The organism is Streptomyces callyspongiae (assembly GCF_047200695.1).
In the GTDB taxonomy this organism is placed as follows: domain Bacteria; phylum Actinomycetota; class Actinomycetes; order Streptomycetales; family Streptomycetaceae; genus Streptomyces.
Genome location: NZ_JBJZOM010000011.1, coordinates 117,855 through 139,777 on the forward strand (window position 1 = coordinate 117,855; position 21,923 = coordinate 139,777).

24 protein-coding genes are annotated in these 21,923 nt (G+C 71.0%); 8 read left to right on the plus strand and 16 right to left on the minus strand.

The annotated features are described in order from the left end of the window. Positions 1-11: 11 nt before the first annotated feature. On the minus strand, positions 12-371 hold the full coding sequence (locus ACL06G_RS13085; protein WP_412786548.1) for an NADH-quinone oxidoreductase subunit A: 360 nt from the start codon (positions 369-371) through the stop codon (positions 12-14). Between the two features lie 516 nt (positions 372-887). Between ACL06G_RS13085 and ACL06G_RS13090 the strand changes: the two genes are divergently transcribed. Both ACL06G_RS13090 and ACL06G_RS13095 read left to right on the plus strand, forming a co-directional pair. Beyond that, a complete protein-coding gene (locus tag ACL06G_RS13090; RefSeq protein WP_412786549.1) occupies positions 888-2,492 on the plus strand; it encodes an N-acetylmuramoyl-L-alanine amidase in 1,605 nt (534 codons plus the stop codon). A gap of 512 nt (positions 2,493-3,004) precedes the next feature. Next, complete coding sequence (locus tag ACL06G_RS13095; protein WP_412786550.1) at positions 3,005-3,790, plus strand: C40 family peptidase; 786 nt, start codon at positions 3,005-3,007, stop codon at positions 3,788-3,790. A 73-nt stretch (positions 3,791-3,863) separates the two neighbouring features. Here ACL06G_RS13095 and ACL06G_RS13100 read toward each other — a convergent pair whose 3' ends face one another. The 5 genes from ACL06G_RS13100 to ACL06G_RS13120 form a co-directional block, all read right to left on the minus strand. Further along, a complete protein-coding gene (locus ACL06G_RS13100; RefSeq protein WP_412786551.1) occupies positions 3,864-5,168 on the minus strand; it encodes a geranylgeranyl reductase family protein in 1,305 nt (434 codons plus the stop codon). A 121-nt stretch (positions 5,169-5,289) separates the two neighbouring features. Beyond that, the gene (locus tag ACL06G_RS13105; protein WP_412786552.1) at positions 5,290-5,991 is read right to left on the minus strand and encodes a demethylmenaquinone methyltransferase; all 702 of its coding nucleotides are present in this window, start codon (positions 5,989-5,991) and stop codon (positions 5,290-5,292) included. A gap of 96 nt (positions 5,992-6,087) precedes the next feature. Beyond that, a complete protein-coding gene (locus ACL06G_RS13110) occupies positions 6,088-6,744 on the minus strand; it encodes an imidazolonepropionase-like domain-containing protein (RefSeq protein WP_412835912.1) in 657 nt (218 codons plus the stop codon). 11 nt (positions 6,745-6,755) lie between these two features. Beyond that, positions 6,756-7,952 (minus strand): cyclic dehypoxanthinyl futalosine synthase, encoded by a 1,197-nt coding sequence (gene mqnC / locus ACL06G_RS13115; protein WP_412786554.1) that lies wholly within the window; start codon positions 7,950-7,952, stop codon positions 6,756-6,758. Between the two features lie 112 nt (positions 7,953-8,064). Next, entirely contained in the window at positions 8,065-8,916 is an 852-nt protein-coding gene (locus tag ACL06G_RS13120; RefSeq protein ID WP_412786555.1) for a menaquinone biosynthetic enzyme MqnA/MqnD family protein, read from the minus strand. Between the two features lie 322 nt (positions 8,917-9,238). On the opposite strand from ACL06G_RS13120, the gene ACL06G_RS13125 reads away from it, so the two are divergent. Both ACL06G_RS13125 and ACL06G_RS13130 read left to right on the plus strand, forming a co-directional pair. Beyond that, positions 9,239-9,442 carry a cold-shock protein gene (locus ACL06G_RS13125; RefSeq protein WP_412786556.1) on the plus strand — a complete coding sequence of 68 codons (204 nt, stop codon included), beginning with the start codon at positions 9,239-9,241 and terminating at the stop codon, positions 9,440-9,442. Between the two features lie 441 nt (positions 9,443-9,883). Then, complete coding sequence (locus ACL06G_RS13130) at positions 9,884-10,753, plus strand: TauD/TfdA dioxygenase family protein (RefSeq protein ID WP_412835932.1); 870 nt, start codon at positions 9,884-9,886, stop codon at positions 10,751-10,753. Positions 10,754-10,848: 95 nt separating this feature from the next. Here the strand turns inward: ACL06G_RS13130 and ACL06G_RS13135 are convergent, their stop codons facing one another. Beyond that, entirely contained in the window at positions 10,849-11,664 is an 816-nt protein-coding gene (locus tag ACL06G_RS13135; protein ID WP_412786557.1) for an endonuclease I family protein, read from the minus strand. A 121-nt stretch (positions 11,665-11,785) separates the two neighbouring features. On the opposite strand from ACL06G_RS13135, the gene aac(6') reads away from it, so the two are divergent. Next, complete coding sequence (gene aac(6') / locus ACL06G_RS13140; RefSeq protein ID WP_412835913.1) at positions 11,786-12,259, plus strand: aminoglycoside 6'-N-acetyltransferase; 474 nt, start codon at positions 11,786-11,788, stop codon at positions 12,257-12,259. Positions 12,260-12,292: 33 nt separating this feature from the next. Here aac(6') and ACL06G_RS13145 read toward each other — a convergent pair whose 3' ends face one another. The 6 genes from ACL06G_RS13145 to ACL06G_RS13170 form a co-directional block, all read right to left on the minus strand. Continuing rightward, positions 12,293-13,039, minus strand: a complete 747-nt coding sequence (locus ACL06G_RS13145; protein ID WP_412835914.1) for a hypothetical protein — start codon at positions 13,037-13,039, stop codon at positions 12,293-12,295. A gap of 327 nt (positions 13,040-13,366) precedes the next feature. Further along, positions 13,367-13,672, minus strand: coding sequence for a hypothetical protein (locus tag ACL06G_RS13150; protein ID WP_412786560.1), 306 nt, complete (start codon positions 13,670-13,672; stop codon positions 13,367-13,369). Between the two features lie 4 nt (positions 13,673-13,676). Next, on the minus strand, positions 13,677-13,964 hold the full coding sequence (locus ACL06G_RS13155) for a hypothetical protein (RefSeq protein ID WP_412786561.1): 288 nt from the start codon (positions 13,962-13,964) through the stop codon (positions 13,677-13,679). Beyond that, on the minus strand, positions 13,964-14,248 hold the full coding sequence (locus ACL06G_RS13160; RefSeq protein ID WP_412835915.1) for a hypothetical protein: 285 nt from the start codon (positions 14,246-14,248) through the stop codon (positions 13,964-13,966). Before ACL06G_RS13160 ends, ACL06G_RS13155 begins: the two co-directional genes overlap by 1 nt. Before the next feature lie 139 nt (positions 14,249-14,387). Beyond that, complete coding sequence (locus ACL06G_RS13165; RefSeq protein WP_023531770.1) at positions 14,388-14,612, minus strand: type II toxin-antitoxin system HicA family toxin; 225 nt, start codon at positions 14,610-14,612, stop codon at positions 14,388-14,390. Beyond that, positions 14,609-14,827: a type II toxin-antitoxin system HicB family antitoxin gene (locus ACL06G_RS13170; RefSeq protein ID WP_023531771.1), complete on the minus strand. Its 219-nt coding sequence runs from the start codon at positions 14,825-14,827 to the stop codon at positions 14,609-14,611. Before ACL06G_RS13170 ends, ACL06G_RS13165 begins: the two co-directional genes overlap by 4 nt. Before the next feature lie 358 nt (positions 14,828-15,185). Between ACL06G_RS13170 and ACL06G_RS13175 the strand changes: the two genes are divergently transcribed. Next, complete coding sequence (locus ACL06G_RS13175) at positions 15,186-15,410, plus strand: hypothetical protein (RefSeq protein ID WP_412835916.1); 225 nt, start codon at positions 15,186-15,188, stop codon at positions 15,408-15,410. Between the two features lie 652 nt (positions 15,411-16,062). Here ACL06G_RS13175 and ACL06G_RS13180 read toward each other — a convergent pair. Further along, on the minus strand, positions 16,063-17,367 hold the full coding sequence (locus tag ACL06G_RS13180; protein WP_412835917.1) for an acetyl-CoA C-acetyltransferase: 1,305 nt from the start codon (positions 17,365-17,367) through the stop codon (positions 16,063-16,065). A gap of 77 nt (positions 17,368-17,444) precedes the next feature. Here ACL06G_RS13180 and ACL06G_RS13185 point away from each other — a divergent pair, with 77 nt between their 5' ends. Both ACL06G_RS13185 and ACL06G_RS13190 read left to right on the plus strand, forming a co-directional pair. Next, on the plus strand, positions 17,445-18,815 hold the full coding sequence (locus ACL06G_RS13185; protein ID WP_412835933.1) for a 3-oxoacyl-ACP reductase: 1,371 nt from the start codon (positions 17,445-17,447) through the stop codon (positions 18,813-18,815). Position 18,816: 1 nt separating this feature from the next. After that, positions 18,817-19,701 (plus strand): MaoC/PaaZ C-terminal domain-containing protein, encoded by an 885-nt coding sequence (locus tag ACL06G_RS13190; protein ID WP_412786565.1) that lies wholly within the window; start codon positions 18,817-18,819, stop codon positions 19,699-19,701. Here ACL06G_RS13190 and ACL06G_RS13195 read toward each other — a convergent pair. Continuing rightward, positions 19,634-20,287 carry a TetR/AcrR family transcriptional regulator gene (locus tag ACL06G_RS13195; protein WP_412835934.1) on the minus strand — a complete coding sequence of 218 codons (654 nt, stop codon included), beginning with the start codon at positions 20,285-20,287 and terminating at the stop codon, positions 19,634-19,636. The two genes, ACL06G_RS13190 and ACL06G_RS13195, sit on opposite strands and share 68 nt — an antisense overlap. Before the next feature lie 123 nt (positions 20,288-20,410). After that, entirely contained in the window at positions 20,411-21,778 is a 1,368-nt protein-coding gene (locus tag ACL06G_RS13200) for a dicarboxylate/amino acid:cation symporter (RefSeq protein ID WP_412835918.1), read from the minus strand. Positions 21,779-21,923: the final 145 nt, after the last annotated feature.

Sequence of the window (21,923 nt, forward strand, 5' to 3'; positions counted from 1 at the left end):
TACCTATGCCCCTAGTCCCATTCCAGGCCGCCGCGACGCCACACGTAGGCGTAGGCGACGAAGACCGTCAGCACGAAGAGCAGCATCTCCACGAGCCCGAAAATCCCCAGGGCGTCGAAGGTGACCGCCCAGGGATAGAGGAAGACGATTTCGATGTCGAAGACGATGAAGAGCATCGCCGTCAGGTAGTACTTGATCGGGAAGCGACCGCCGCCCGCAGCCTGCGGGGTCGGCTCGATTCCGCACTCGTACGCCTCGAGCTTGGCCCGGTTGTAGCGCTTGGGACCGATGATCGAGGCCATGACCACGGAGAAGATCGCAAAGGCCGCTCCCAGGCCCCCTAGCACAAGGATGGGCGCGTACGCGTTCACCGCTCCTCGCTCCTTCCGGTCGACGCCACACCGAAGATCACTTCTATGTGAGGCAGTTCACAAGCCCTAGTGGGAGGCATCCTATGCCCGCCACTCTGTGATCTGCGACACGGGGCGCAGAAGCTACTTTGTGATCTTCACCACCTGACGGATGATCATGGAGCCGACGCTTCGACGATCTTCATACGCGAAGCTTCCGACTGTTCACGGTTGGTGACCTTAGGCCGGATTCCGACCTGCTGAACTAAGGGTTCCCTTAACACCAGGGTAGTGCGTGTGCAAATTCGCTTTGCTCTGCACCGCCTGCTAGGCACCCGTGCGCGCCCCGGCCGGGAGGCGAGGACGGAACCGGGGGAAGTGCGGGGCCGAGCGGCGGGGCACGTCGTGAACCGGGGCACAAGCGGCGGCATCGTCCCCGTTGTTGACGCGCCTCCCACGGGCGGGCATTTTTGTCATGGGCTCGACATAGATCATCGCCACCTGCTCCGCGCCCCACCGCCCACGAGGAGGCCACCGATGTCCACCAGAACACTGCTGTGGCGGCGAGTGCGGAGCTCCGCACTCGCCGCACTGGCCGCCGCGACGCTGGTCGCGACGGCCTCACCGGCCGGCGCGGCCGACGCACCCGCCGGGGGCGCCCCCGCAGACGCGACCGGCCACGGCATGCGCGGCGCCTTCGCCCACGCCGCCGCCGAGTACGGGGTGCCCCGGGACCTCCTCGTCGCCGTCGGCTACGGAGAGACGCGCCTCGACGGCCACGACGGTGCCCCCAGCCACGCCAACGGATACGGCGTGATGCACCTGGTGTCCCAGCCGGGACGGCACGTCCTCCAACGCGCCTCGGAACTCACCGGTACTTCGCGCCCGGTGCTGCGGCACGACGACACCGCCAACATCCACGGCGGCGCCGCGGTGCTCCGCGACCTCGCGGACAACGCGGGGATGGACGCGGCGGAACGCCGCGACCTGGACGCCTGGTACCCGGTGGTCGCCCGGTACAGCGGCGCCACGAGCCGCCCCGTGGCGCGGCTCTACGCCGACACCGTCTACCGGTTCCTCGCCGACGGTCTGCGGGCCCGCACCCCCGACGGCGAGCGGATCGCCGTCGCCGCACAGGACGTCGCCCCCGAACGCGGCCCCCTCGCCGACGTGCGCTCGCTCGACGACCCGGCACCGGCCGGGCCGGCGGGCCTGCAGAGCGCCGACTACCCACCCGCGCAGTGGGTCCCCGCGGACCCCAGCAACTACGCCGACGGGCGCAGTTCCTCGATCACCCACGTCGTGGTGCACGTGACCCAGGGGTCCTACGCCGGCACCATCAACTGGTTCCAGAACCCGGACGCCGACGTCAGCGCCCACTACGTCGTCCGGTCCTCCGACGGCCAGGTCACGCAGATGGTGCGCGACGCCGACACCGCGTGGCACGCCCGCTCGGGCAACCCCTACTCGATCGGCATCGAGCACGAGGGCTACGTCGACGACCCCACCTGGTTCACCGACGCCATGTACCGGGCCTCGGCCGCCCTCACCGAGCACCTCTGCGACACCTACGGCATCCCCAAGGACCGCACCCACATCGTCGGCCACAGCGAGGTGCCGAACAACGACCACACCGACCCCGGCCCCTACTGGGACTGGGACTACTACATGCAGCTCGTCGGCGGCAGCACCCAGGCCCCGCCGCAGCTGAACTTCGCCTCCTACAGCACGCTCCAGCAGGGCTCCCAGGGCGCCCAGGTCGAGGCGGCCCAGTACCTGCTGAACCAGAACGGCTTCGACGCGGGCGCCGTGGACGGCGTGTTCGGCTCCGGCACCGAGGCGGCGGTGAGCGACTTCCAGGCCGACCGCGGCCTGCAGGCCGACGGCGTGGTCGGCTCCCGCACCTGGACGGCGCTGCTCTCCGCGGGCACCACCCCGCTGCTGCAGAACGGCAGTTCGGGCCCCGACGTCACCCGGCTCCAGCGGGCGCTCACCGCGGCCCTGGGACGTACGGTCGACACGGACGGCCTCTTCGGCCCCGCCACGGAGGACGCCGTGCGGGACTACCAGACCGACCGCGGCCTGGGGGTCGACGGCATCGTGGGAAGCGAGTCCTGGAACGCACTGCAGTCCGGGCTGTAGCACTCCCGGCACCCCCGGACCCGGGTCGCCCTCCCACCCGCGGGAGAGCGACCCGGGTCCGGGGCCTCCCGACATCGGAACGCGGCCACGGCCCGCCGTTCCCGGTCCGCGCAGCCCTCCACGATCGCCGCCATCTCCGCGAACAGCGCCCGACGCTCCTCCCGGCCGGGCACCCGTGGCAGCGGAACGACCGCTTGGGGCGGCATCGGCAGCGTTCTCCGTGAATTGTCCGTTTGGCTGGAGTAGTTCACCTCTGCACCGTGAAGTGTGCCACGCCCGACACCGGCAGTGACTGCCGTCTTTGCGCAGGATCGGAGCGCCGTGATAGACGCCCGCCGATCACACACCCGCAAGACCAACTCGCAGCACAGGGGCACCTTTCCGGACACTCGGGCCGTCCCCGTGCGACTCAGTGGAATCCCCCGAAGGCGCCCAACAGGTGCCCGAGAGGGGGACTGTGGCGCATCCCACCTCATTTGAAGCAGGCCGGTGAGCGCTGCTCCACTGTGGGTATGTCCTCGAACGCCCACATACCCAGCCACCGCAAACGCCGGACGCGTGCCCGAAACCTGGTACTGCGCACCGGTGTGGCGAGTGGCATCCTCGGCACCCTCGCCATGACCGGAGGGTCCGCGTCGGCCGCGGGCGACCCCGCGGCGGACGACACCGCCACCACCGGCAGCCTCCCCGTCATCACCGAGGACCTGGCGGTGGCCAACGAGCAGGCCGAGGCGTCGCTGCAGACCTCGGCCGCACGGTTCCAGCTGGACGCCGCCAGGGAGGCCGCCGCGGCGAAGGCCGCCGAACACGCCGCCGACGAGAAGAAGAAGGCGGAGGCGCGGGCACGCCGCCGGGCCGCCGCCGAACGCCGTGCCGAGGAAGCCGCCCAGGAGCGGGCGGCACGCTCCTCCGACCGGGCCGAGCTGAACGTGAACGTGTCCTCCGGCTCCGCGGCCACGCTCGTCTCGTTCCTGCGCGCACAGGTCGGCAAGGCCTACGTCTCGGGGGCGACCGGCCCCAGCAGCTACGACTGCTCCGGTCTCGTGCAGACGGCATTCCGGCAGGTCGGTGTCAGCCTGCCGCGCGTCTCGCAGGACCAGTCCGCCGCCGGCACCCAGGTGCCCGTGAGCGCCGTGCAGCCCGGAGACATCCTCCACTGGGGCGGTGCGGGCAGCGCCTACCACGTCGCCGTCTACGTCGGCGGCGGCCAGTACATCGACGCGGCGAACCCGGAGAAGGGCGTCGTCGTGCAGAACATGTCGGACTGGCCGCCGGAGGGCGCGACGCGCGTGATGTGAGCACCGGGCGGGCCGGCCCGCCCGGCCTCCGACGAGGGCCGCCGTCCCGGCTGCGCGGGACGGCGGCCCTTCCTCATGCCTTGGGGGCCACCTTCGAGAGGCCGTTGATGATGCGGTCCATCGCGTCGCCGCCGGTCGGTTCGGTGAGGTTGGCGAGCATCTTCAGCGTGAAGCGCATCAGCAGCGGGTGGCTCAGCCCCCGCTCGGTGGCGACCTTCATGACCTTCGGGTTGCCGATCAGCTTCACGAAGGCGCGGCCCAGCGTGTAGTAGCCGCCGTAGGTGTCCTTGAGCACCTGCGGGTAGCCGCGCAGGGCGAGCTCACGCTGCCGCGCGGTGGTCCGGGCGTGTGCCTGGACGATCACCTCGGCGGCGATGGCGCCGGACTCCATCGCGTAGGCGATGCCCTCGCCGTTGAACGGGTTCACCAGGCCGCCCGCGTCGCCGACGAGCAGCAGTCCGCGGGTGTAGTGCGGCTGCCGGTTGAACGCCATCGGCAGTGCCGCTCCCCGGATCGGGCCGGTCATGTTCTCCGGGGTGTAGCCCCACTCCTCCGGCATCGAGGCGCACCAGGCCTTGAGCACCTCGCGCCAGTCCAGTTCCTTGAAGGCGGCGGAGGTGTTGAGCACGCCGAGGCCGACATTCGAGGTGCCGTCGCCCATGCCGAAGATCCAGCCGTACCCGGGCAGCAGCCGGTCCTGGGCTCCGCGCCGGTCCCACAGTTCCAGCCAGGACTCCAGGTAGTCGTCGTCGTGGCGCGGCGAGGTGAAGTAGGTGCGCACCGCGACGCCCATGGGGCGGTCGTCCCGCCGGTGCAGGCCCATCTTCAGCGACAGGCGCGTGGAGTTGCCGTCCGCGGCGACCACCAGCGGCGCGTGGAACGTGGTGGGCGTCCGCTCCTCCCCCAGCTTGGCGTGCACCCCGGTGATCCGGCCGGTGTGCTCGTCGAGGATCGGCTCGCCGACGTTGCACCGCTCGTACAGTCGGGCACCGGCCTTCTCGGCCTGGCGGGCGAGCTGTTCGTCGAAGTCGTCCCGCCTGCGGACCAGTCCGTAGTCCGGGTAGCTCGCGAGTTCCGGCCAGTCGAGCTGGAGGCGCTGCCCGCCGCCGATGATGCGCAGGCCCTTGTTGCGCAGCCAGCCCGCCTCCTCGGAGATGTCGATCCCCATCGCGACGAGCTGCTTGGTGGCACGCGGCGTCAGGCCGTCGCCGCACACCTTCTCGCGGGGGAACGCGGTCTTCTCCAGCAGGAGGACGTCGAGTCCGCTCCGGGCGAGGTGGTAGGCGGTCGCCGAACCGGCCGGGCCGGCACCGACCACGATGACATCGGCGCGGTGCTCGGAGGGGGCCTGCGTTGCCTTCGTCAGAGGCTCGGTCACGACGGTCTCCCGCAAGACTCGGTGTGGCGCGTGCCGGCCGTGCGTGCCGGGCGCGGATCGCCACCAGTCTAGGAGGCAGGTCGTGCCGGGGGCCCGGCGGTACGCGCGGGCCGGTGCGCGGTCAGGACTCCCGGGCCCGGAAGCCCCGGTGCAGTGCGACCACGCCGCCGGTGAGGTTGCGCCAGGCGACGCTCCGCCAACCGGCCTGCTGCAGCCGTGCCGCCAGCGCCGGCTGGTCCGGCCAGGCCCGGATCGACTCGGCGAGGTAGACGTAGGCGTCCGGGTTGCTGGACACGGCCTCCGCCACCGAGGGCAGGGCCCGCATCAGGTACTCGGTGTACACGGTGCGGAACGGGGCCCACGTCGGGTGACTGAACTCGCAGATGACGACGCGCCCGCCGGGCCGGGTCACCCGCCGCATCTCCCGCAGCGCGGCGTCCGTGTCGTGCACGTTGCGCAGCCCGAACGAGATGGTCACGGCGTCGAACGAGCCGTCGCGGAAAGGCAGTCGGGTGGCGTCTCCGGCGGTGAACGGCATCCACGGCTGCCGTCGCCTGCCCTCGGCCAGCATCCCGGTCGAGAAGTCGCACGGCACGGTGTACGCGCCGGCCTGCGCGAAGGGCAGCGAGGAGGTGCCGGTGCCGGCCGCGAGGTCGAGCACCCGCTCGCCGGGCCGGGCGGCCACCGCCCGGGCGACGGCCCGGCGCCACAGCCTGGTCTGCCCCAGGGACAACACGTCGTTGGTCAGGTCGTAGCGGGCCGCCACGTCGTCGAACATCGCGGCGACCTCGTGCGGCTGCTTCTCCAGGGATGCGCGAGTCACGGGACTCATTCTTCACCCGCCCCCGCGACGGCGGTGCGGCAGGGGGCGCCTCGGGCGCGCCCGAGGCGCCCGGGAACCGCGCGCCGGCCCCTCCCGCTACCGGCCGGGCGCGTCCCATCGGCCGCGGTAGGCCAGCCGCCCGGCGACCACCGTCGCGACGCAGCAGGCCGCTCCGGTCTCCTCCAGGGCGGCGGGATCCGGTACGGCGAAGGCGGCGAGATCGGCCCGCGCACCCGGCGCGAGCGTCCCGGCGAACGCGGCGGCCGGGGAGCACGCCGCGAGCGGATCGAGGGACGGGACCGGTGCCTCCGGGTCCCCGTCCGCGACCCGGACGACCCCGGCGCGGGCGACGGCCGTACGCACCGCGGGGCGCCGGAACGGGCCCGCGACGGCCGTCACCCCGTGGCGCAGCAGCAGCTGGAGGCCGCGGCGGGCACTGCTGCCCCAGCGCATGTCGTCGAGGGGCAGCGTGCCGAGCGTGGTTCCGGTCAGCGGTGCCGTCCCGAGCGTGTCGGCCTCGCGCGGATCCGGGTGGTAGGCGTGCTCCAGCAGCGGCGACGCACCGCGGTGCGCGAGTCCGGGAGTGAGCAGACCGGGCCAGTGCCGCGTCCGGGCCCGCGGATGCGCACGGGCCAGTTCGTCCGCGGGGCCGACGGCGGTGACCGTCCCGCCGTCCACCGCGACCGCACCGTCGGCGAGCGGGGCCACCGCCGCGCCGGGCACGACGAGGGCGGCGGCGTGGACGGTCAGCACGGGGCGGCCGCTCAGTCCGCTTCGACGAGGGTGAGTTCGGGGCGGGCACTGCCGCCGTCGAGCGCGGTCGAGGACAGGTGGGAGACGGCCTTGTCGTCCACCGGGTCGTTCGCCGGGTCGTCGTGCACCACCAGGTGCTCGTAGGTGGTGGCGCGCTGCGCCGGCACCCGGCCGGCCTTGCGGATGAGGTCGATGAGCTCCATGCGGTTGGAGCGGTGCTTGGCGCCGGCCGAGGAGACGACGTTCTCCTCGAGCATGACGGAGCCGAGGTCGTCCGCGCCGTAGTGCAGGGACAGCTGACCGACCTCCTTGCCCGTGGTGAGCCAGGAACCCTGGATGTGGGCGACGTTGTCGAGGAAGATCCGCGCCACGGCGATCATGCGCAGGTACTCGAAGAGCGTGGCCTGCGTCTGCCCCTTCAGCGTGTTGTTCTCCGGCTGGTAGGTGTACGGGATGAAGGCGCGGAAGCCGCCCGTGCGGTCCTGCACGTCGCGGATCATGCGCAGGTGCTCGATGCGCTCGGCGTTCGTCTCACCGGTGCCCATGAGCATCGTGGAGGTCGACTCGACGCCCATCCGGTGCGCGGTCTCCATGATCTCCAGCCAGCGCTCGCCCGACTCCTTCAGCGGCGCGATGGCCTTCCGGGGGCGTTCCGGCAGCAGTTCGGCGCCCGCGCCGGCGAAGGAGTCGAGGCCGGCCGCGTGGATGCGGCTGATCGCCTCCTCCGGCGTCACGCCGGAGATGCGGGCCATGTGCTCGACCTCGGAGGCGCCGAGGGAGTGGATGACCAGCTGGGGGAAGGCCTTCTTGATGGCGGCGAAGTGCTCCTCGTAGTACTCCACGCCGTAGTCGGGGTGGTGGCCGCCCTGGAACATGATCTGGGTGCCGCCCAGCTCGACCGTCTCCGCGCAGCGCCGCAGGATGTCGTCGAGGTCGCGGGTCCAGACCTGGTCGCTCTTGGGCGACGCGTAGAAGGCGCAGAACTTGCACGCGGTCACGCAGGAGTTGGTGTAGTTGATGTTCCGCTCGATGATGTACGTGGCGATGTGCTCGATGCCCGCCCAGCGGCGGCGGCGCACCGCGTCGGCGGCCCGGCCGAGCGCGTGCAGCGGGGCGTACCGGTAGAGGTCGAGCGCCTCCTCGGGGGTGACGCGTCCGCCCTCGGCGGCGCGCTCGAGTACGGACTGGAGGTCGGCGTTCTCGGGCACCGGGGCATCCCTTCACGTCTGGCGGGTACGGACGCTCCAGCGTACGCCAGCACCGGCGCCCGGCCTCGCGCAGCGTCGCAGGGCGACGGCCCGGAGCCGGGGGCGCCGCTGCTCACCGCTCCAGCAGGTCGACCTTCACGTCCGCGGGGAAACCGCTGGAGTCCCCGGTCCGGCGGGCGAACTCGGCAATGCCCGCGAGCTGCTCCGCTCCCAGCCGGAAGTCGAGCGTGGTGAAGTACCGCTCCAGCACGGACGCCTCGAACGGCTCCCAGCGGGCTGCCTGTTCGGCGACCTTGGCGACCTCCTCCAGGGACAGGTCGCGGGAGGCGAGGAACGCGTCGTGGACGGCGTGCACGATGCCGGGCTCGCGCGCGAGGTAGTCGCGGCGCACCGCCCAGACCGCGAAGACGAACGGCAGTCCCGTCCAGTCCTTCCACTGCTGTCCGAGGTCGTGCACGACGAGGCCGGGTTCGGGCAGCGCCCGCAGGTAGGCGCGGAGCCCGACGTCGCCGATGACCACCGCCGCCTCGGCCCGTTCCATCATCGACGGCAGGTCCGGAGGGCAGGAGAAGTATTCCGGACGCACGCCGTACCGCTCGGCGAGCAGCAGTTGCGCCAGCCGGACCGATGTCCGGGAGGTGGAGCCCAGCGCGACGGGTGCACCGTCGAGTTCTTCCAGCGGACGGCGCGCCACGATTTCGCAGGACATGACAGCGCCGTCGCAGCCCACCGCGATATCGGGAAGCGCGACGAGATCCTCGGCATTGCGGAGGAATTCCACGAGCGTGACGGGACCGATATCGAGATCCCCGTTCACGAGCGCTTCGCTCAGCTTTTCGGGGGTGTCCTTGGTCAGTTCCAGATCCAGCAGCGTGCCGGTGCGGGCGAGACCCCAATAGAGCGGCAGGCAGTTCAGGAACTGGATGTGGCCCACGCGGGGGCGCGATGTCGGCTCTGCAGTCACTCTGGCGAGGGTACGCCCGCCGCCGCTCCGCCTCGCGCCGCGCCCCTCGCCGGACGCCGCGGGGCGCGGGCAGGGCACGGGCAGAGCGCGGACCGGGCGGGGCGGGCGCGGCAGCCGTTCTGTCACAGGGGAGTCCCGACCGGGTGAACGCGCCGGGCTTCCCTTCCACGGACCAGGGCAGCGTGCTAGGCTCTGGATCAAGTTGCAGTTAGGTTTCCCTTGCAGTACAGAGCCTGCGGAGCATGTGACCGCGGGCTCTCGTCGTTTTCAGGCTTCTCGAGGTTCTGGAACAGGGCGACCCTTATAGGCCCAAGGAGGGCTTATGGCTACCGGAACCGTCAAGTGGTTCAACGCTGAAAAGGGCTTCGGCTTCATCGCCCAGGACGGCGGCGGTCCCGATGTCTTCGTCCACTACTCCGCGATCAACGCCACGGGCTTCCGCTCCCTCGAGGAGAACCAGACCGTGACCTTCGACGTCACCCAGGGCCCGAAGGGTCCGCAGGCGGAGAACGTCACCGCGGGCTGATCGCCCTGTTTCGCAGTACCCAAGGAGCCCCTCGCCCGTTCGGGCGGGGGGCTCCTGTCCTTGGGTGCGGTGCGGGGCTACCATGCCCCTCATGACCACGCACACGTCGGACGCCACCGGGGTTCTGCGCATCCCCGAGCGCGACGGGTGCGAGCGCTCCGGCCGATAGCCGGGCGGCCGTTCCCCGCCGCCCCGCATCGCGCCCGGCCGGCCTCCGGCCGCCGACGACGAGCGCCGCCGTGGCCCCCACGGCTTCTCCTGCCCGGTCTTCCGGATGCCGCGCCCCGCGCGGTGCGAGGGCGTTGCTCGCTCACCCGACGCGCCTTGTCCGCTCGCACCGTTCCCAGGAGGAGAACCGTGACCCTCACCGACACGTCCGCCGGTACGCCCCCCGGCGCCGTATCCCCCGCACTCCGCGAGGCCCGCATACCGGAGGGCGGCATGTACGAGGGGCGCCGCACGCTGCGCCGCGTCCCCGACGGCTGGGAGGACCGGCCGTACGAACTGTTCACTCTGGTGCCGCAGGGCCGGCTGATCGGCGCCGAGATCCGCGACATCGACCTGCGCGGCCCGCTCCCACCGGAGCTGCGCGAGGAACTGAACCGGGCTCTGCTGGAGTGGAAGGTGCTGTTCTTCCGCGGCGCGCACCTCACCTCGCAGGAGCAGGCGGACTTCGCCCGTCACTGGGGCGAGCTGGAGACCAACCCGCTGCTCGCCCGGGGCACGTCGAGCGAGGTGGCCCGCTTCGACAAGAGCGCGGTGCCCACCTTCGAGAACGTCTGGCACGCCGACGTCACCTTCCGGGAGCGCCCGGCGCTCGGGGCGGTCCTCCAACTGCGTGAGGTGCCCCCGACGGGCGGCGACACCATGTGGGCCGACATGGCGGCCGCCTGGGACAACCTGCCGGAGGAGGTGAAATCCCGCATCGACGGTGCGACGGCGGTCCACGACTTCCTGCCGGGCTTCCGCCGGTTCTACGGGCCGGAGCGGCTGGCGCCGCTGCAGGACGCCTTCCCGCCGGTGGAACATCCCGTGGTCCGCACCCATCCGGAGACCGGCCGGAAGATGCTGTTCGTCAACACCTCCTTCACCACGCACCTGACGGGGATGCCGCGGGAGGAGAGCGACCGGCTGCTGGCGTACCTGGTCCGGCAGGCGCACGTCCCGGAGTACCAGGTGCGCTTCCACTGGCAGGAGGGCGACATCGCGTTCTGGGACAACCGCGCCACGCAGCACTACGCGGTCGACGACTACTTCCCGCACCGCCGCGTCGCGGAACGGGTGGCGATCGCCGGCGACCGCCCCTTCTGAGGCGGACCCGGCGGGAGCCGTACGGCCGCCGCTCACCGCAGGAGCGGCGGCCGTACCCGTCACGGCACCGGCGGGAAGAGGTGCCGCGACCGGGGTCACCAGATGGACTCGACCCACTCCGGGTGGTCGACAAACGGGTTCCGGTTGCCCTGGAACTGGTCGTATATGACCTGGTTGCGGTTCTCCTCGAAGGAGTCCGGCGGGTCCTGCTGGCTCCACTGCTTCAGCACGGACACCCGGCCCATGTACGGCGCGGAGCCGTTGTCGACCTGGTCGTTGAGCTCCAGGTCGGCGAAGCCGTCGTCGCCCTCGTAGCGGACGGCCATGTAGAAGATCATGCGGGCCACGTCGCCCTTGACCGCGTCGCGCGGCTCGAAGGAGTCGCTGTCGGTGTAGCTGTCGGGGGCCTCGGAGACCGGCGAGCCGCCGTTGTCGAAGTCCTTGTTGCCCCGGGCGCCGTTCACCGTGACGTCGGTGGGCCGCAGGTGGTGGATGTCGGTGCCCGGGCCGGTGCTGGTGCCGAAGTCGCCGTGGGACTTGGCCCACACGTGCTCGCGGTTCCAGTCGTCCTGGTTGCCGCCGTGCTGGGAGGCGCTGCGGGTCTGGCCGCTGTAGAGCAGCACTACGCTCGACGGGTCGGAGGGCGCCCGGTCGGTCACCATCAGCGCGTCCCACACCTGGGAGTAGCTCAGCTTCTGCTGGACGCTGATGATGTCGTGCAGGGCGCTCTTGAGCTCCTGACCGCTCTTGCCGACGGCCCCGTCGTAGTAGCTCTCGTCGTATGCGGCGGCCCCGGCGGGGGCCGGTGCGGGCGCAGCGGTGGCGGCACCCTGTCCGGTCAGGGCGGCGAGCAGGGCGCCGGCGGCGAGCAGCGGCAGAGCCGTGCGCGCTCTGCGGTGGCGGACGGACATGCGGGGGATCCTCCCGTTGACTTCCTCGACAGGGAGAGCCTTCCCCGGAAGTTCGCAGTAATTGTGAACATGACAAGTTCATCGGGTGACGGTTCGTACTCCGTCCGGGGACAATGGCGGCATGGAACTGCGCGGAGAGGCGGTCCTGCCGCGGCCGGTGCAGGACGGCGACCGGGAGATCCTCGAGCGGAGCGTCCGCGAACCGGAGGTCGCCGCCCGGTGCTCCCCGCCGGACGACTACTCCGGCATGCTCGCCGTGGTGCACGGCCACGAGGTCGTCGGCGCCGTCCAGTACGCGGAGGAGGACGACCCCGAGTACCGCCACGCCGGCATCGACCTCTTCCTCGACGCACGGCACCACGGCCGGGGCCTGGGGCCGGACACCGTCCGCACCCTGGCCTGCCGGCTGATGACCGAACGCGGCCACCACCGCCTGACCATCGACCCGGCGGCGGCGCACACCGCGGCGATCCGCGCGTACGAGAAGGTCGGCTTCCGCCCGGTGGGCATCCTGCGCGCCTACGGGCGCGACCCGCGGCCCGGCGCCTGGACCGACGGCCTGCTGATAGACCTCCTCGCCGACGAACTCACCTGAACAGTCGGCCCGGTCGGCACCGCGCCCGCCGCATCAGGGCCGCTTGCGGCTGACCAGGTGGGCGGTACCCCATGCCGAACCGGCCGCGGCAGCGAGGCCGACCAGCGCCAGAGCGTGGCCGAGGCCGTCCAGACCCCACCATGCCGTGGCCGGCCACAACGGGTCGTAGCTCAGCAGGTCGAAGAAGCCCCACAGTCCGCCGTTCACGATGTTGAGAACGGCGATGGAGTTCGTGAACCCGAAGAACGCACCCAGCGTCGCCACCACGGCCCCGCCCGCATGGGCGCCCGTGCTGCGGCGTCCCACGAGGGCGACGAGCCAGCCGACGACCGCCCCGTTCAGCAGGCCGTGCACGATGTACACGGTGTTCACCGCGGTCCGCGACTGGTCGAGGACCAGCAGCGCGTTGAGGACGCTGAAGACCAGGGCGACCGCGAACGAGGCGAGCAGCCCGAGGAAGAACGCACCTACCGGGCTGCCGCTCCCCGGACGGACGGGCGCACCGGCCCCCGGATACGGCACGGGACCGGGCGCGCCCTGCCAGGCGCCCGGATACATCGGAGGGCCCGCCACGCCCGGCCCACCCGGCCCCTGCGGCGGCACCGGCTGCGGGGCGCCCACGCCCATCACCGGCGGCGGCATCCCGGGGCCCTGCTGCGGATAGCCGTACCCGGGCGGGGCTGCGCCCTGGCCCGCGGGCTGCGGGGGCTGCGCGGGAGGCGGAGGCGGCTGAGGCGGTTGGGACGGCGGCTGGTTCGGCGGCTGAGGCGGCTGGTTCACGGTTCCCCCCGAGGCATCGGCAAGCGGCAAGGGCAGCAAAGCTACCAACTGGCGCCCTGCAGACTGCCCGAGAGGCCGGATCTGCCCATCACCCGTACCCGGCCATGCACACATCGGTGCCCCGCCATTGCCCCCGTGTACGCACGTCCGACTCCGCCTCCAACGCCAAGCCCTCGCTGATTTCGCCACGCCCTTGGCCCCACCGACGACCCGGACGATCCGCCCGCCGCAGCCGTCGTCCGCTGACGTTGCCGTCACATACGCCAGGAGGCCCCACCGGAATCAAACCGGTGGGGCCTCCTGCTTTCGAGATGCTCAACGAGTCAGCTAAACCATCTCCTGCTGGATCGCAAATTCGCGAGGAGTTTTCACTGCAAGGCGATTCGAAATTTCAGCTCGATCCACGGAATCCAGCCAGCTGCCGAACGAAACTCCACCACCAGGGAACCACCACTCCGAATGGCCGCCTACAGAATCGAGGTCATCACCCAAAGGATACCTGAGTTCGAATTGCACCTGAACGTAAGACTCGTGCTCGCCGGCCGAGTCGATGACTTCAAGCTGCCGGGAAATACCGAGGACGAAGGTGGGCTCCGAAAACCAATTCACCTTCCCATACTGGAAGACCGTCATTATCTCAGGAGGCCGCTTCGTCACCGATGGCACGAAGGACCTCGGAGAGCCAGACGAAACCGTGTCCCACAACACGGTCGGGATCGGAGAGCATATCTTCCAGGTGACCCCACGACTCAGAAAGCATACCGATCGTGAGATCTCGCGGCTCACTGTAGACGTCATAAGCCTGATCTCGAGGCACGGACCAGAATGCCTCCGTATCGATTTCCAACACCTGCTCACCGGCCTGGATCCGCTCCATGAGCAAGTCGAAGACATCTTTGAGTTTGCCTACTGGAATCTCGACCATCAGCAAACACTCCCGGTGATTTTCGCGATGTTCTCGTGGAAGGTTTGTATTTCCTTCCTGAGGTGCTTGGCGCGCCCCTCGACTATTCGCTGCCGAACCTCTTCATGCGGCGCATTCTTGAGGTACCCCTTGTTGTCGTAGGCGTCCGGGTTCGCTAGATAATCCCGGAGTTTCGCCTCGTGCTCATCGATCAACTGCCGATACGAGCCGATGGACTTCAGCTGCTCAGGGGTCAGATCGCCATTGCTGTTGTGAACCAGAACCGGAGTCTCGCCCGCCAGCACATAGTACGTGTGCTGGACAGGGGCTTATGATCTGCGTTTTTGCAGGTCAGCGCCGACCCGTGTGTCCAGGGAAGTCCGCAGGCGTATGCCGTTGACGGGTCCGGTTGCCGTCAGCGTTGCCGTCAGAACCGGTGGCCGGCTACTTCAGGTGCGCCTGAAGGTCATCGACAGTCCAGTTGGCCTGGCGGAGGATGGAGCGGAGGGTCCCGGGTGCGAGACTGCGGTGGAGAGGGACGATGGCGGTCCGCTCTCCGCTGCGGTACTTGGCGTGGCTGCCACGGGTGGAGACGTACTCGAATCCGCCCCGCTCCAGGGCCTTCGCTACTGCGGCTCCCGAGAGACCCGTAGGGACGGCGGGGCTCACGCGGCGCGCCGCACTTCCACAGGGGCGGTGATCACATCGGTCACCTCGGGGGCGGGAGCGTCCTCGAAGTAGAGCTCCAGCGCTTCGCGGAGGTTCTCCAAGGACTCCTCGATGGTCTCACCCTGGGAGGCAACCTCGACCTGGAGACAGCGCGCCACATACCACTCGCCCTCGTGGGTGATCGCGGCAGTCAAGTGCAGTGCATCAGTGGCCATGCCGCCAGTCTGGCACGCACCGCCCCCACCGGTCAGCAGCTTCCCCCGCCGTCACCCCCGCCGATGGCCGCGTTGACCCGGCGAAGCAGTTGACCTCCACCTGCACCCGGCAAAGGCTCGCCTGTGGCTGGTCCGATCTGCCGGGGCGCTGACACGTCGCGTGTTCTGGCGGCTTCCAGGCCGTTCCGGAGTGCTGATCTTGCGCGGCCAAGGGGCCGGGTTCGGGTCAGCGGGGGGGGCGCCATAGCGGCCGGGCCCGCGCACCGGCCGCGCGCGGGTCCGCGTCAGCGGGCCCGCCTTGAAACCGCAGAGAAACTGCTCACCCCTGGACCCGAAGCGTTACGACTACCGAGGGGCGGTGCTGTGGAACGCTCACGCGCCCGCCCTGTGGTCCCGCTTCGTCCTCAACCTCCGCCGCGAGATCGCCCGCATCAGCGGCCTCACCCAACGCACCCTCGCCTCGGTCAAGGAACTTCTCGGTCACGCCCACATCCGCGTCACCGCCGCCGTCTACGCCCACGTCCGCCCCCGACTGAAGCGAGACGCCATCGACGCCCTCGGCGCCGCACTCGAACGTCCCTGACACTTGCACGGCAACGGCGGCAAACACCCCTGACGTTCGCCGCCGTTGCCGTCAACTACTGCCGTCAGGTGACCGTATCGCGGTCGATAACGGGCACGCTATGACCTCCATGATTCGCCTAGGCGAACGCGGTGTGCCATCGCCCCGGTGGAGTCACTGAATCGGCTCACCAACTACTCAACCAAACCAACCATCGCGATCCCATTTCGCCGGTCCGGCCGCTTGACGGAAGTGATCCCGCTGCCTAATCCCTTACCGGGCGGAACGACTACTCCTTCGAGAGCATCGAAATTCCACCTGCCGCGAGAGAGAACATCCGCACGAGAGTCCTGCGGACATCACGATCTCGATCGATTCTCTCCAATGATTCCAGTCTCGCCGGATCGAGATCGATTGTGGCAACTCCACCAGCATTCTGCTCGTCAGCTGTTGCGAATAGCAGCAGGCATCGATACGCCTGCACAACTCCTCCGCGCTTCTCCCGCATCAACGGTCGGAGCACGACGATGCCTTCCCTGACCTCACCGGCCCATGTCGGCCGCTCCGGAACCCAGAAGGGGTGTCCGGCCGTCGCGGTGACGGAAGCCGTCCTGTCACCCGTATCCCGTCGATGTCGACGCAGGCGGGCGGCATGAGGTCGTCGCCCTGGCCCTCAGGCGCGTTCGAGGACGACGGTGACGCCTTGGCCGCCGGCGGCGCAGACGGAGACGAGTCCGCGCGCACCCGGTTCGGCGCCCTCCCGTTCGGCCAGCAGTTTGGCGAGCGTGGCGACGATGCGTGCCCCGGTGGCGGCGAAGGGGTGCCCGGTGGCCAGTGAGGACCCGGCCACGTTGAGGCGGTCGTGGTCGACGGGCCGGAGCCCCTGCTTCTCCCACGCCGCCAGTGTGGCCAGCACCTGGGAGGCGAACGCTTCATGCACCTCGAAGAGTGCGAAGTCCTCGATGCCCAGCCCCGCGCGGCGCAGCATGCGCGGCACCGCGTGGGCGGGCGCCATCAGCAGCCCTTCGTCCCCGGCCTCCGTGAAGTCGACCGCGCCGGTCTCGTAGGCCGTCAGGTAGGCGAGGGGCTTCAGGCCGCGCGCCTCGGCCCACTCCTCGGAGGCCAGCAGCACGGTGGCCGCGCCGTCGGTGAGCGGGGTGGAGTTGCCCGGCGTCATCGTGGCGCCCTCCGGTCCGCCGGTGGACTCGCCGAGGCCGAACACCGGGGTGAGACCGGCGAGTTTGTGTGCCGAGGTGCCGGGGCGCAGGTTCTGGTCGCGGGCCAGGCCCCGGTACGGCACCACCAGGTCGTGCAGGAAGCCGTCGTCGTAGGCCTTGGCCAGGTTGTGGTGGCTTCGGACGGCGAGGGCGTCCTGCGCCTCGCGGGAGATGCCCCATTCCCGGGCCGTGCGGGCGGCGTGGTCGCCCATGGACAGCCCGGTGCGGGGTTCCGCGTTCCGGGGTATCTCCGGCACGAGGTGGCCGGGCCGGATGCGCGCCAGTTGCTTCACCCGCTCCGGCAGGGACGGGGCGCGGCGGGCGGCCAGCAGGATGCGGCGCAGGCGGTCGTTGACGCCGAGCGGGGCGTCGCTGGCGGTGTCGGCGCCTCCTGCGATGCCCGCGTCGATCTGCCCGAGGGCGATCTTGTTGGCGACGGCGATCACGGCCTGAAGGCCGGTGCCGCAGGCCTGTTGGAGGTCGTAGGCGGGGGTGCGCGGGTCGAGGCGGGAGCCGAGCACGGTCTCGCGGGCCAGGTTGAAGTCGCGGCTGTGCTTGAGCACCGCTCCGGCCACGAATTCGCCGACCTGTTGCCCCTGCAGCGCGTACCGTTCGACGAGGCCGTCGAGCGCTGCGGTGAGCATGTCCTGGTTGCTGCAGGTGGCGTACGGGCCGTCGGACCGTGCGAAGGGGATACGGCTGCCGCCGACGATCGCGACGCGGCGCGGTGCGGAGGAACGAAGGAGGCCGCTGGGGCTCATGCTCGACCAAACTCCTGACGAATGAGTAACCTTACCCGGAAGTAATGTATCGCGAGACCCACCAGGAGGAGAACGGCATGACGGACCGGTACCTGCGATGGACCCGCTCCCGCACCGGCCGCTTCCTCTCCCGACGTCTCGGCCTGCCCCGGCCGGAACCGCTGCACCGCTGGTCGGCGGAGCGGCCCCTGCTGGAGGGCGGCCCGCTGCTGCACCTGACCGCCGGCAGAACGACGTGCGACGCGGCGGAGCTGGCAGCGGCCCTCGGCAGAAGCGGGCTCGACGTCCGCCGGGAGGCGGACACCGGGCCACCAACCGGCTCCGGGCGGGGCGACCGGTTCTCCGCCGTCGTCCTGGACGCTACGGGTATCCGCGCGATTCCGGAACTGCGGGAGGTGCATCGCGCCCTCCATCCGGTCGCGCGGCGCATCGCCTCCTGTGGCCGGGTCGTGGTGCTGGGCTCCTCGCCCGACCCGCACGACCACCACCAGGCAGCCGCCCAGCAGGCCCTGGAAGGGTTCGTACGGTCGCTCGGCAAGGAACTGGGCGGCGGCCGCACCGCGCACCTCGTCCGGTTCGCGCCGGACGCCACTCCCGCGGACGCCGCCTCCACCCTGGCCTTCCTGCTCTCGCCGCGCTCGGCCTACGTCAGCGGCCAGGTGATCGGGATCGGCGCCACCGGGCAGACCCCGGGCCCGGTTCCCGACCCGCGACAGCCGTTGGCGGGCCGCACCGCGCTGGTCACCGGCGCCGCGCGCGGCATCGGTGAGGCGGTGGCCGCGACCCTGGCGCGGGACGGCGCCCACGTGCTCTGCCTCGACGTCCCGCAGGCCGCGGACGAGCTGACGGCCGTCGCCGAACGGCTACGGGGCACGGCACTGCCGCTGGACGTCACGGCGCACGACGCGGGCGCACGCATCACGTCCGCGCTGCCCTCCGGCAGCCTGGACGTCCTGGTCCACAACGCCGGGATCACGCGGGACCGCAGGCTCGCCAACATGGCGGCCGACCGGTGGGACGGCGTGCTGGACGTCAACCTGGACAGCGTGCTGCGCACCACCGACCACCTGCTGCGCGAGGGAGCCCTCGGCCCGGGCGGGCGCGTGGTGGCGACCGCCTCCATCGCGGGCATCGCGGGGAACACCGGGCAGACCAACTACGCCGCGAGCAAGGCCGGAATCATCGGCCTGGTGCGCTCGCTCGCGCCGCGTGCCGCGGAGCGGCACGGTGTCACCGTCAACGCGGTCGCGCCGGGTTTCATCGAGACGGCGATGACCGCGGCGGTGCCGTTCACGATCCGCGAGGCGGGTCGCCGGATGAACTCCCTCTCGCAGGGCGGGCTTCCCGTCGACGTCGCCGAGACCACCGCCTGGTTCGCCCGACCCGACTCCGGCGCGGTCAACGGCCAGGTCGTCCGCGTGTGCGGCCAGAGCCTGCTGGGGGCCTGAGATGACCTCGACCGCAACCCTCGTCAAGGGCGTGCTGGGCGGCGTCGCGAAGCGGCCGCCGTACGACGGAGCGGCACTGCCCGGCACCGAAATGGTGCGCGAGGCGGTCTCCACGGATCCGGGGCACGTCGCGGCATATGCCCGGCTGTGCGGATTCCCGGCGGGCGACCGGCTGCCGGCGTCCTACCCGCACCTGCTCGGATTCCCCCTCGCCCTGCGCCTGATGGCGTCGCGCGCCTTCCCCTTCCCGCTCCTCGGGCTGGTGCACACGAAGGTGGACGTGGTGCAGCACCGTCCGCTGCACCCGGCGGACCGGCCGACGGTCCGCGTGCACGCCGAGGGGTTCGCGCCGCACCGGCGGGGCAGCACGTTCCGGCTGGTGACCCGCGCCTCGCTCGCGGACGAGGAGGTGTGGTCCTCCAACAGCACGTACCTGTGCCGCCACCGTCGGGCGGACGCGGGGCCGCCACCGGCGGCGTCGGGCCGTGAGCCTTCAGCGGAGCTCGCCGATCCCCTGCCCCGGCAGGAGCGGTGGTCCCTGCCGGGAGACCTGGGGCGCCGCTACGGAGCCGTCTCGGGTGATCGCAATCCGATCCACCTCCACGCCCTCACCGCGCGGCTGTTCGGCTTTCCCAGGCCGATCGCCCACGGCATGTGGACGTTCGCACGCTGCCTCGCGCACACGGTCGGGGACGCGGAGGCCGTCACGGCCCGGGCACGCTTCCTGGCGCCCGTGCCGCTGCCGGGGGCGGTGGTGCTGCACGAGCGGGACGGCCGCTTCGAGCTGCGGGAGGGCGGGACCGGTTCCCGGCTGCACCTCAGCGGGACGGCGACCAGTGGGTGCCCTTCATCAGGCTCTCCAGGCCCGTCCAGCAGAAGTTCATGAGGGTGGCGGCGGTCTCCTTCGCTGTCGGACGGTCCACCGCACGGGAGTTGGCCCAGTCCGCCAACGATTCGGCCGCGCCGGTCAGCGCGTGCGCCAGGCCGGAGACCTCGCGGTCGACGAGATCCTCGTCGCAGCCGGCGTCCTGGGCGGCGCGGCCGATCAGCACGGTCACCATGTCCACGATCTCGGCCCGCATGCCGTGGACCAGGCCGTTGAACGGCTCGCCCTCGCCGCGGGCCTGCCGGTACAGCAGGGTCCAGCTGTCGGGGTAGGTGGCGGTGTGCGCGAAGAAGGCGCAGAGTCCGCTCCACAGCTGCTGGTCGGAGGAGGCCGCCGTCTCGCGCGTGCCGAGCGACACCGCGTCCTTCAGGGCGGCCGACTCCCGCTCGATGCACGCGGTGAAGAGGTCCTCCTTGGAGTGCAGATACTGGTAGACCAGCGGCTTGGACACTCCCGCGGCCTCGGCGATGTCGTCCATCGAGGCCGACCGGTAGCCGCATCGGGCGAACTCCGCCACCGCCGCGTCGAGCATCTGCTGTTCGCGGACGGCCCTGGGTACTCGCTTGCCGTTCTTCGTCCCCACCATTTCGCCCTTCACTTCGCCCCTGCCCACCCCCGGGAGCGTCACCGGATCCCCACCCTACGCCGTTGCTCCTCCGTACCCGAGAGGTCCGGAGGAGCAACGGTGCCGGTCATCGCAGGGACGGCGTCACGCGGGGACGGGCTCCTGCCGGTCGGCCACAGGCTCGTGCGGCGCCTCGTCGGGGGCGGCCTCGTCGGGGCTGAAGCTCCTCGCGCGGCCGAAGGCGTCGCGGTCCAGGATGCCCTCCCGGGCCGAGACGATCACCGGGATCAGCGCCTGACCGGCGACGTTGGTCGCGGTGCGCATCATGTCCAGGATCGGATCGATCGCCAGCAGCAGACCGACTCCGGCCAGCGGCAGGCCGAGCGTGGAGAGGGTCAGGGTCAGCATGACGGTCGCACCGGTCAGTCCTGCCGTCGCGGCCGAGCCGACGACCGACACGAAGGCGATCAGCAGGTAGTCACCGACCCCGAGGTCGACGCCGAAGATCTGCGCGACGAACACGGCGGCGATCGCCGGGTAGACGGAGGCGCAGCCGTCCATCTTCGTGGTGGCGCCGAACGGCACCGCGAAGGAGGTGTACTCCCGGGGCACGCCGAGGCGTTCGACGACGCGCTGGGTCAGCGGCATGGTGCCCACCGAGGAGCGGGAGACGAACGCGAGCTGGATCGCGGGCCAGGCGCCGCGGAAGAACTGCACCGGGTCGACCTTGGCCGCGGTGGCCAGCAGCAGCGGGTACACCCCGAAGAGGACCAGCGCGCAGCCGACGTAGATGTCGGCGGTGAAGGTGGCGTATCGGCCGATGAGGTCCCAGCCGTAGTCCCTGATGGCGGTGCCGATGAGGCCGAGGGAGCCGATCGGGGCGAGCCGGATGACCCACCACAGCGCCTTCTGCAGCAGGGTGAGCACGGACTCCCCGAGTTCCAGGAGCGGTTCGGCCTTGGGCCCGAGCTTCAGTGCCGCGATGCCCACGACGGCAGCGAGGAAGACGATCTGGAGGACGTTCAGTTCGGTGAACGGCGTGACCACGTCGGTGGGAACGATGCCGGTGAGGAAGTCCAGCCAGGAGCCGGACTGCTCGGGCGCGGCCCCGTCACCGGCGTCCAGGCCGGTGCCGGCGCCCGGGTCGGTCAGCAGGGCGATCGCGAGGCCGATGCCGACGGCGATGAGTGAGGTGGCCATGAACCAGAGCAGGGTCCGCACGGCGAGCCGCGCCGCGTCGGACACCTTGCGCAGGTTGGTGATCGAGATCACGATCGCGAAGAACACCAGCGGCGCGACGGCCAGCTTCAGCAACTGCACGAAGATCTCGCCAGTTCTGGCGAGGCCGGTGCCGAGCCAGGACACGTCGCCGGTGCGGGCCACCCAGCCCAGCACGACGCCGAGCACGAGGCCGGCGAGTATCTGGGCCCAGAAGGGCACGCGGAACGCACGGGGCAGGCGGGACCGCCGCACCGCGGCGGCAGGGGAAGTCGTCTCGGAGGACACGGACACACTCCGGTCGGGAAGAGGGGGGGTCGTGGTGGAGAGCGCGCACAGCGGCGCGGAGCCGGGCGCCTCGAACGGCGCCCGGGTGTGCCGGAGGAGGTCCGGCTGCCGATCAGGCCCTGCGACAGACCGCCGTCAGGCAGCGGCAGAG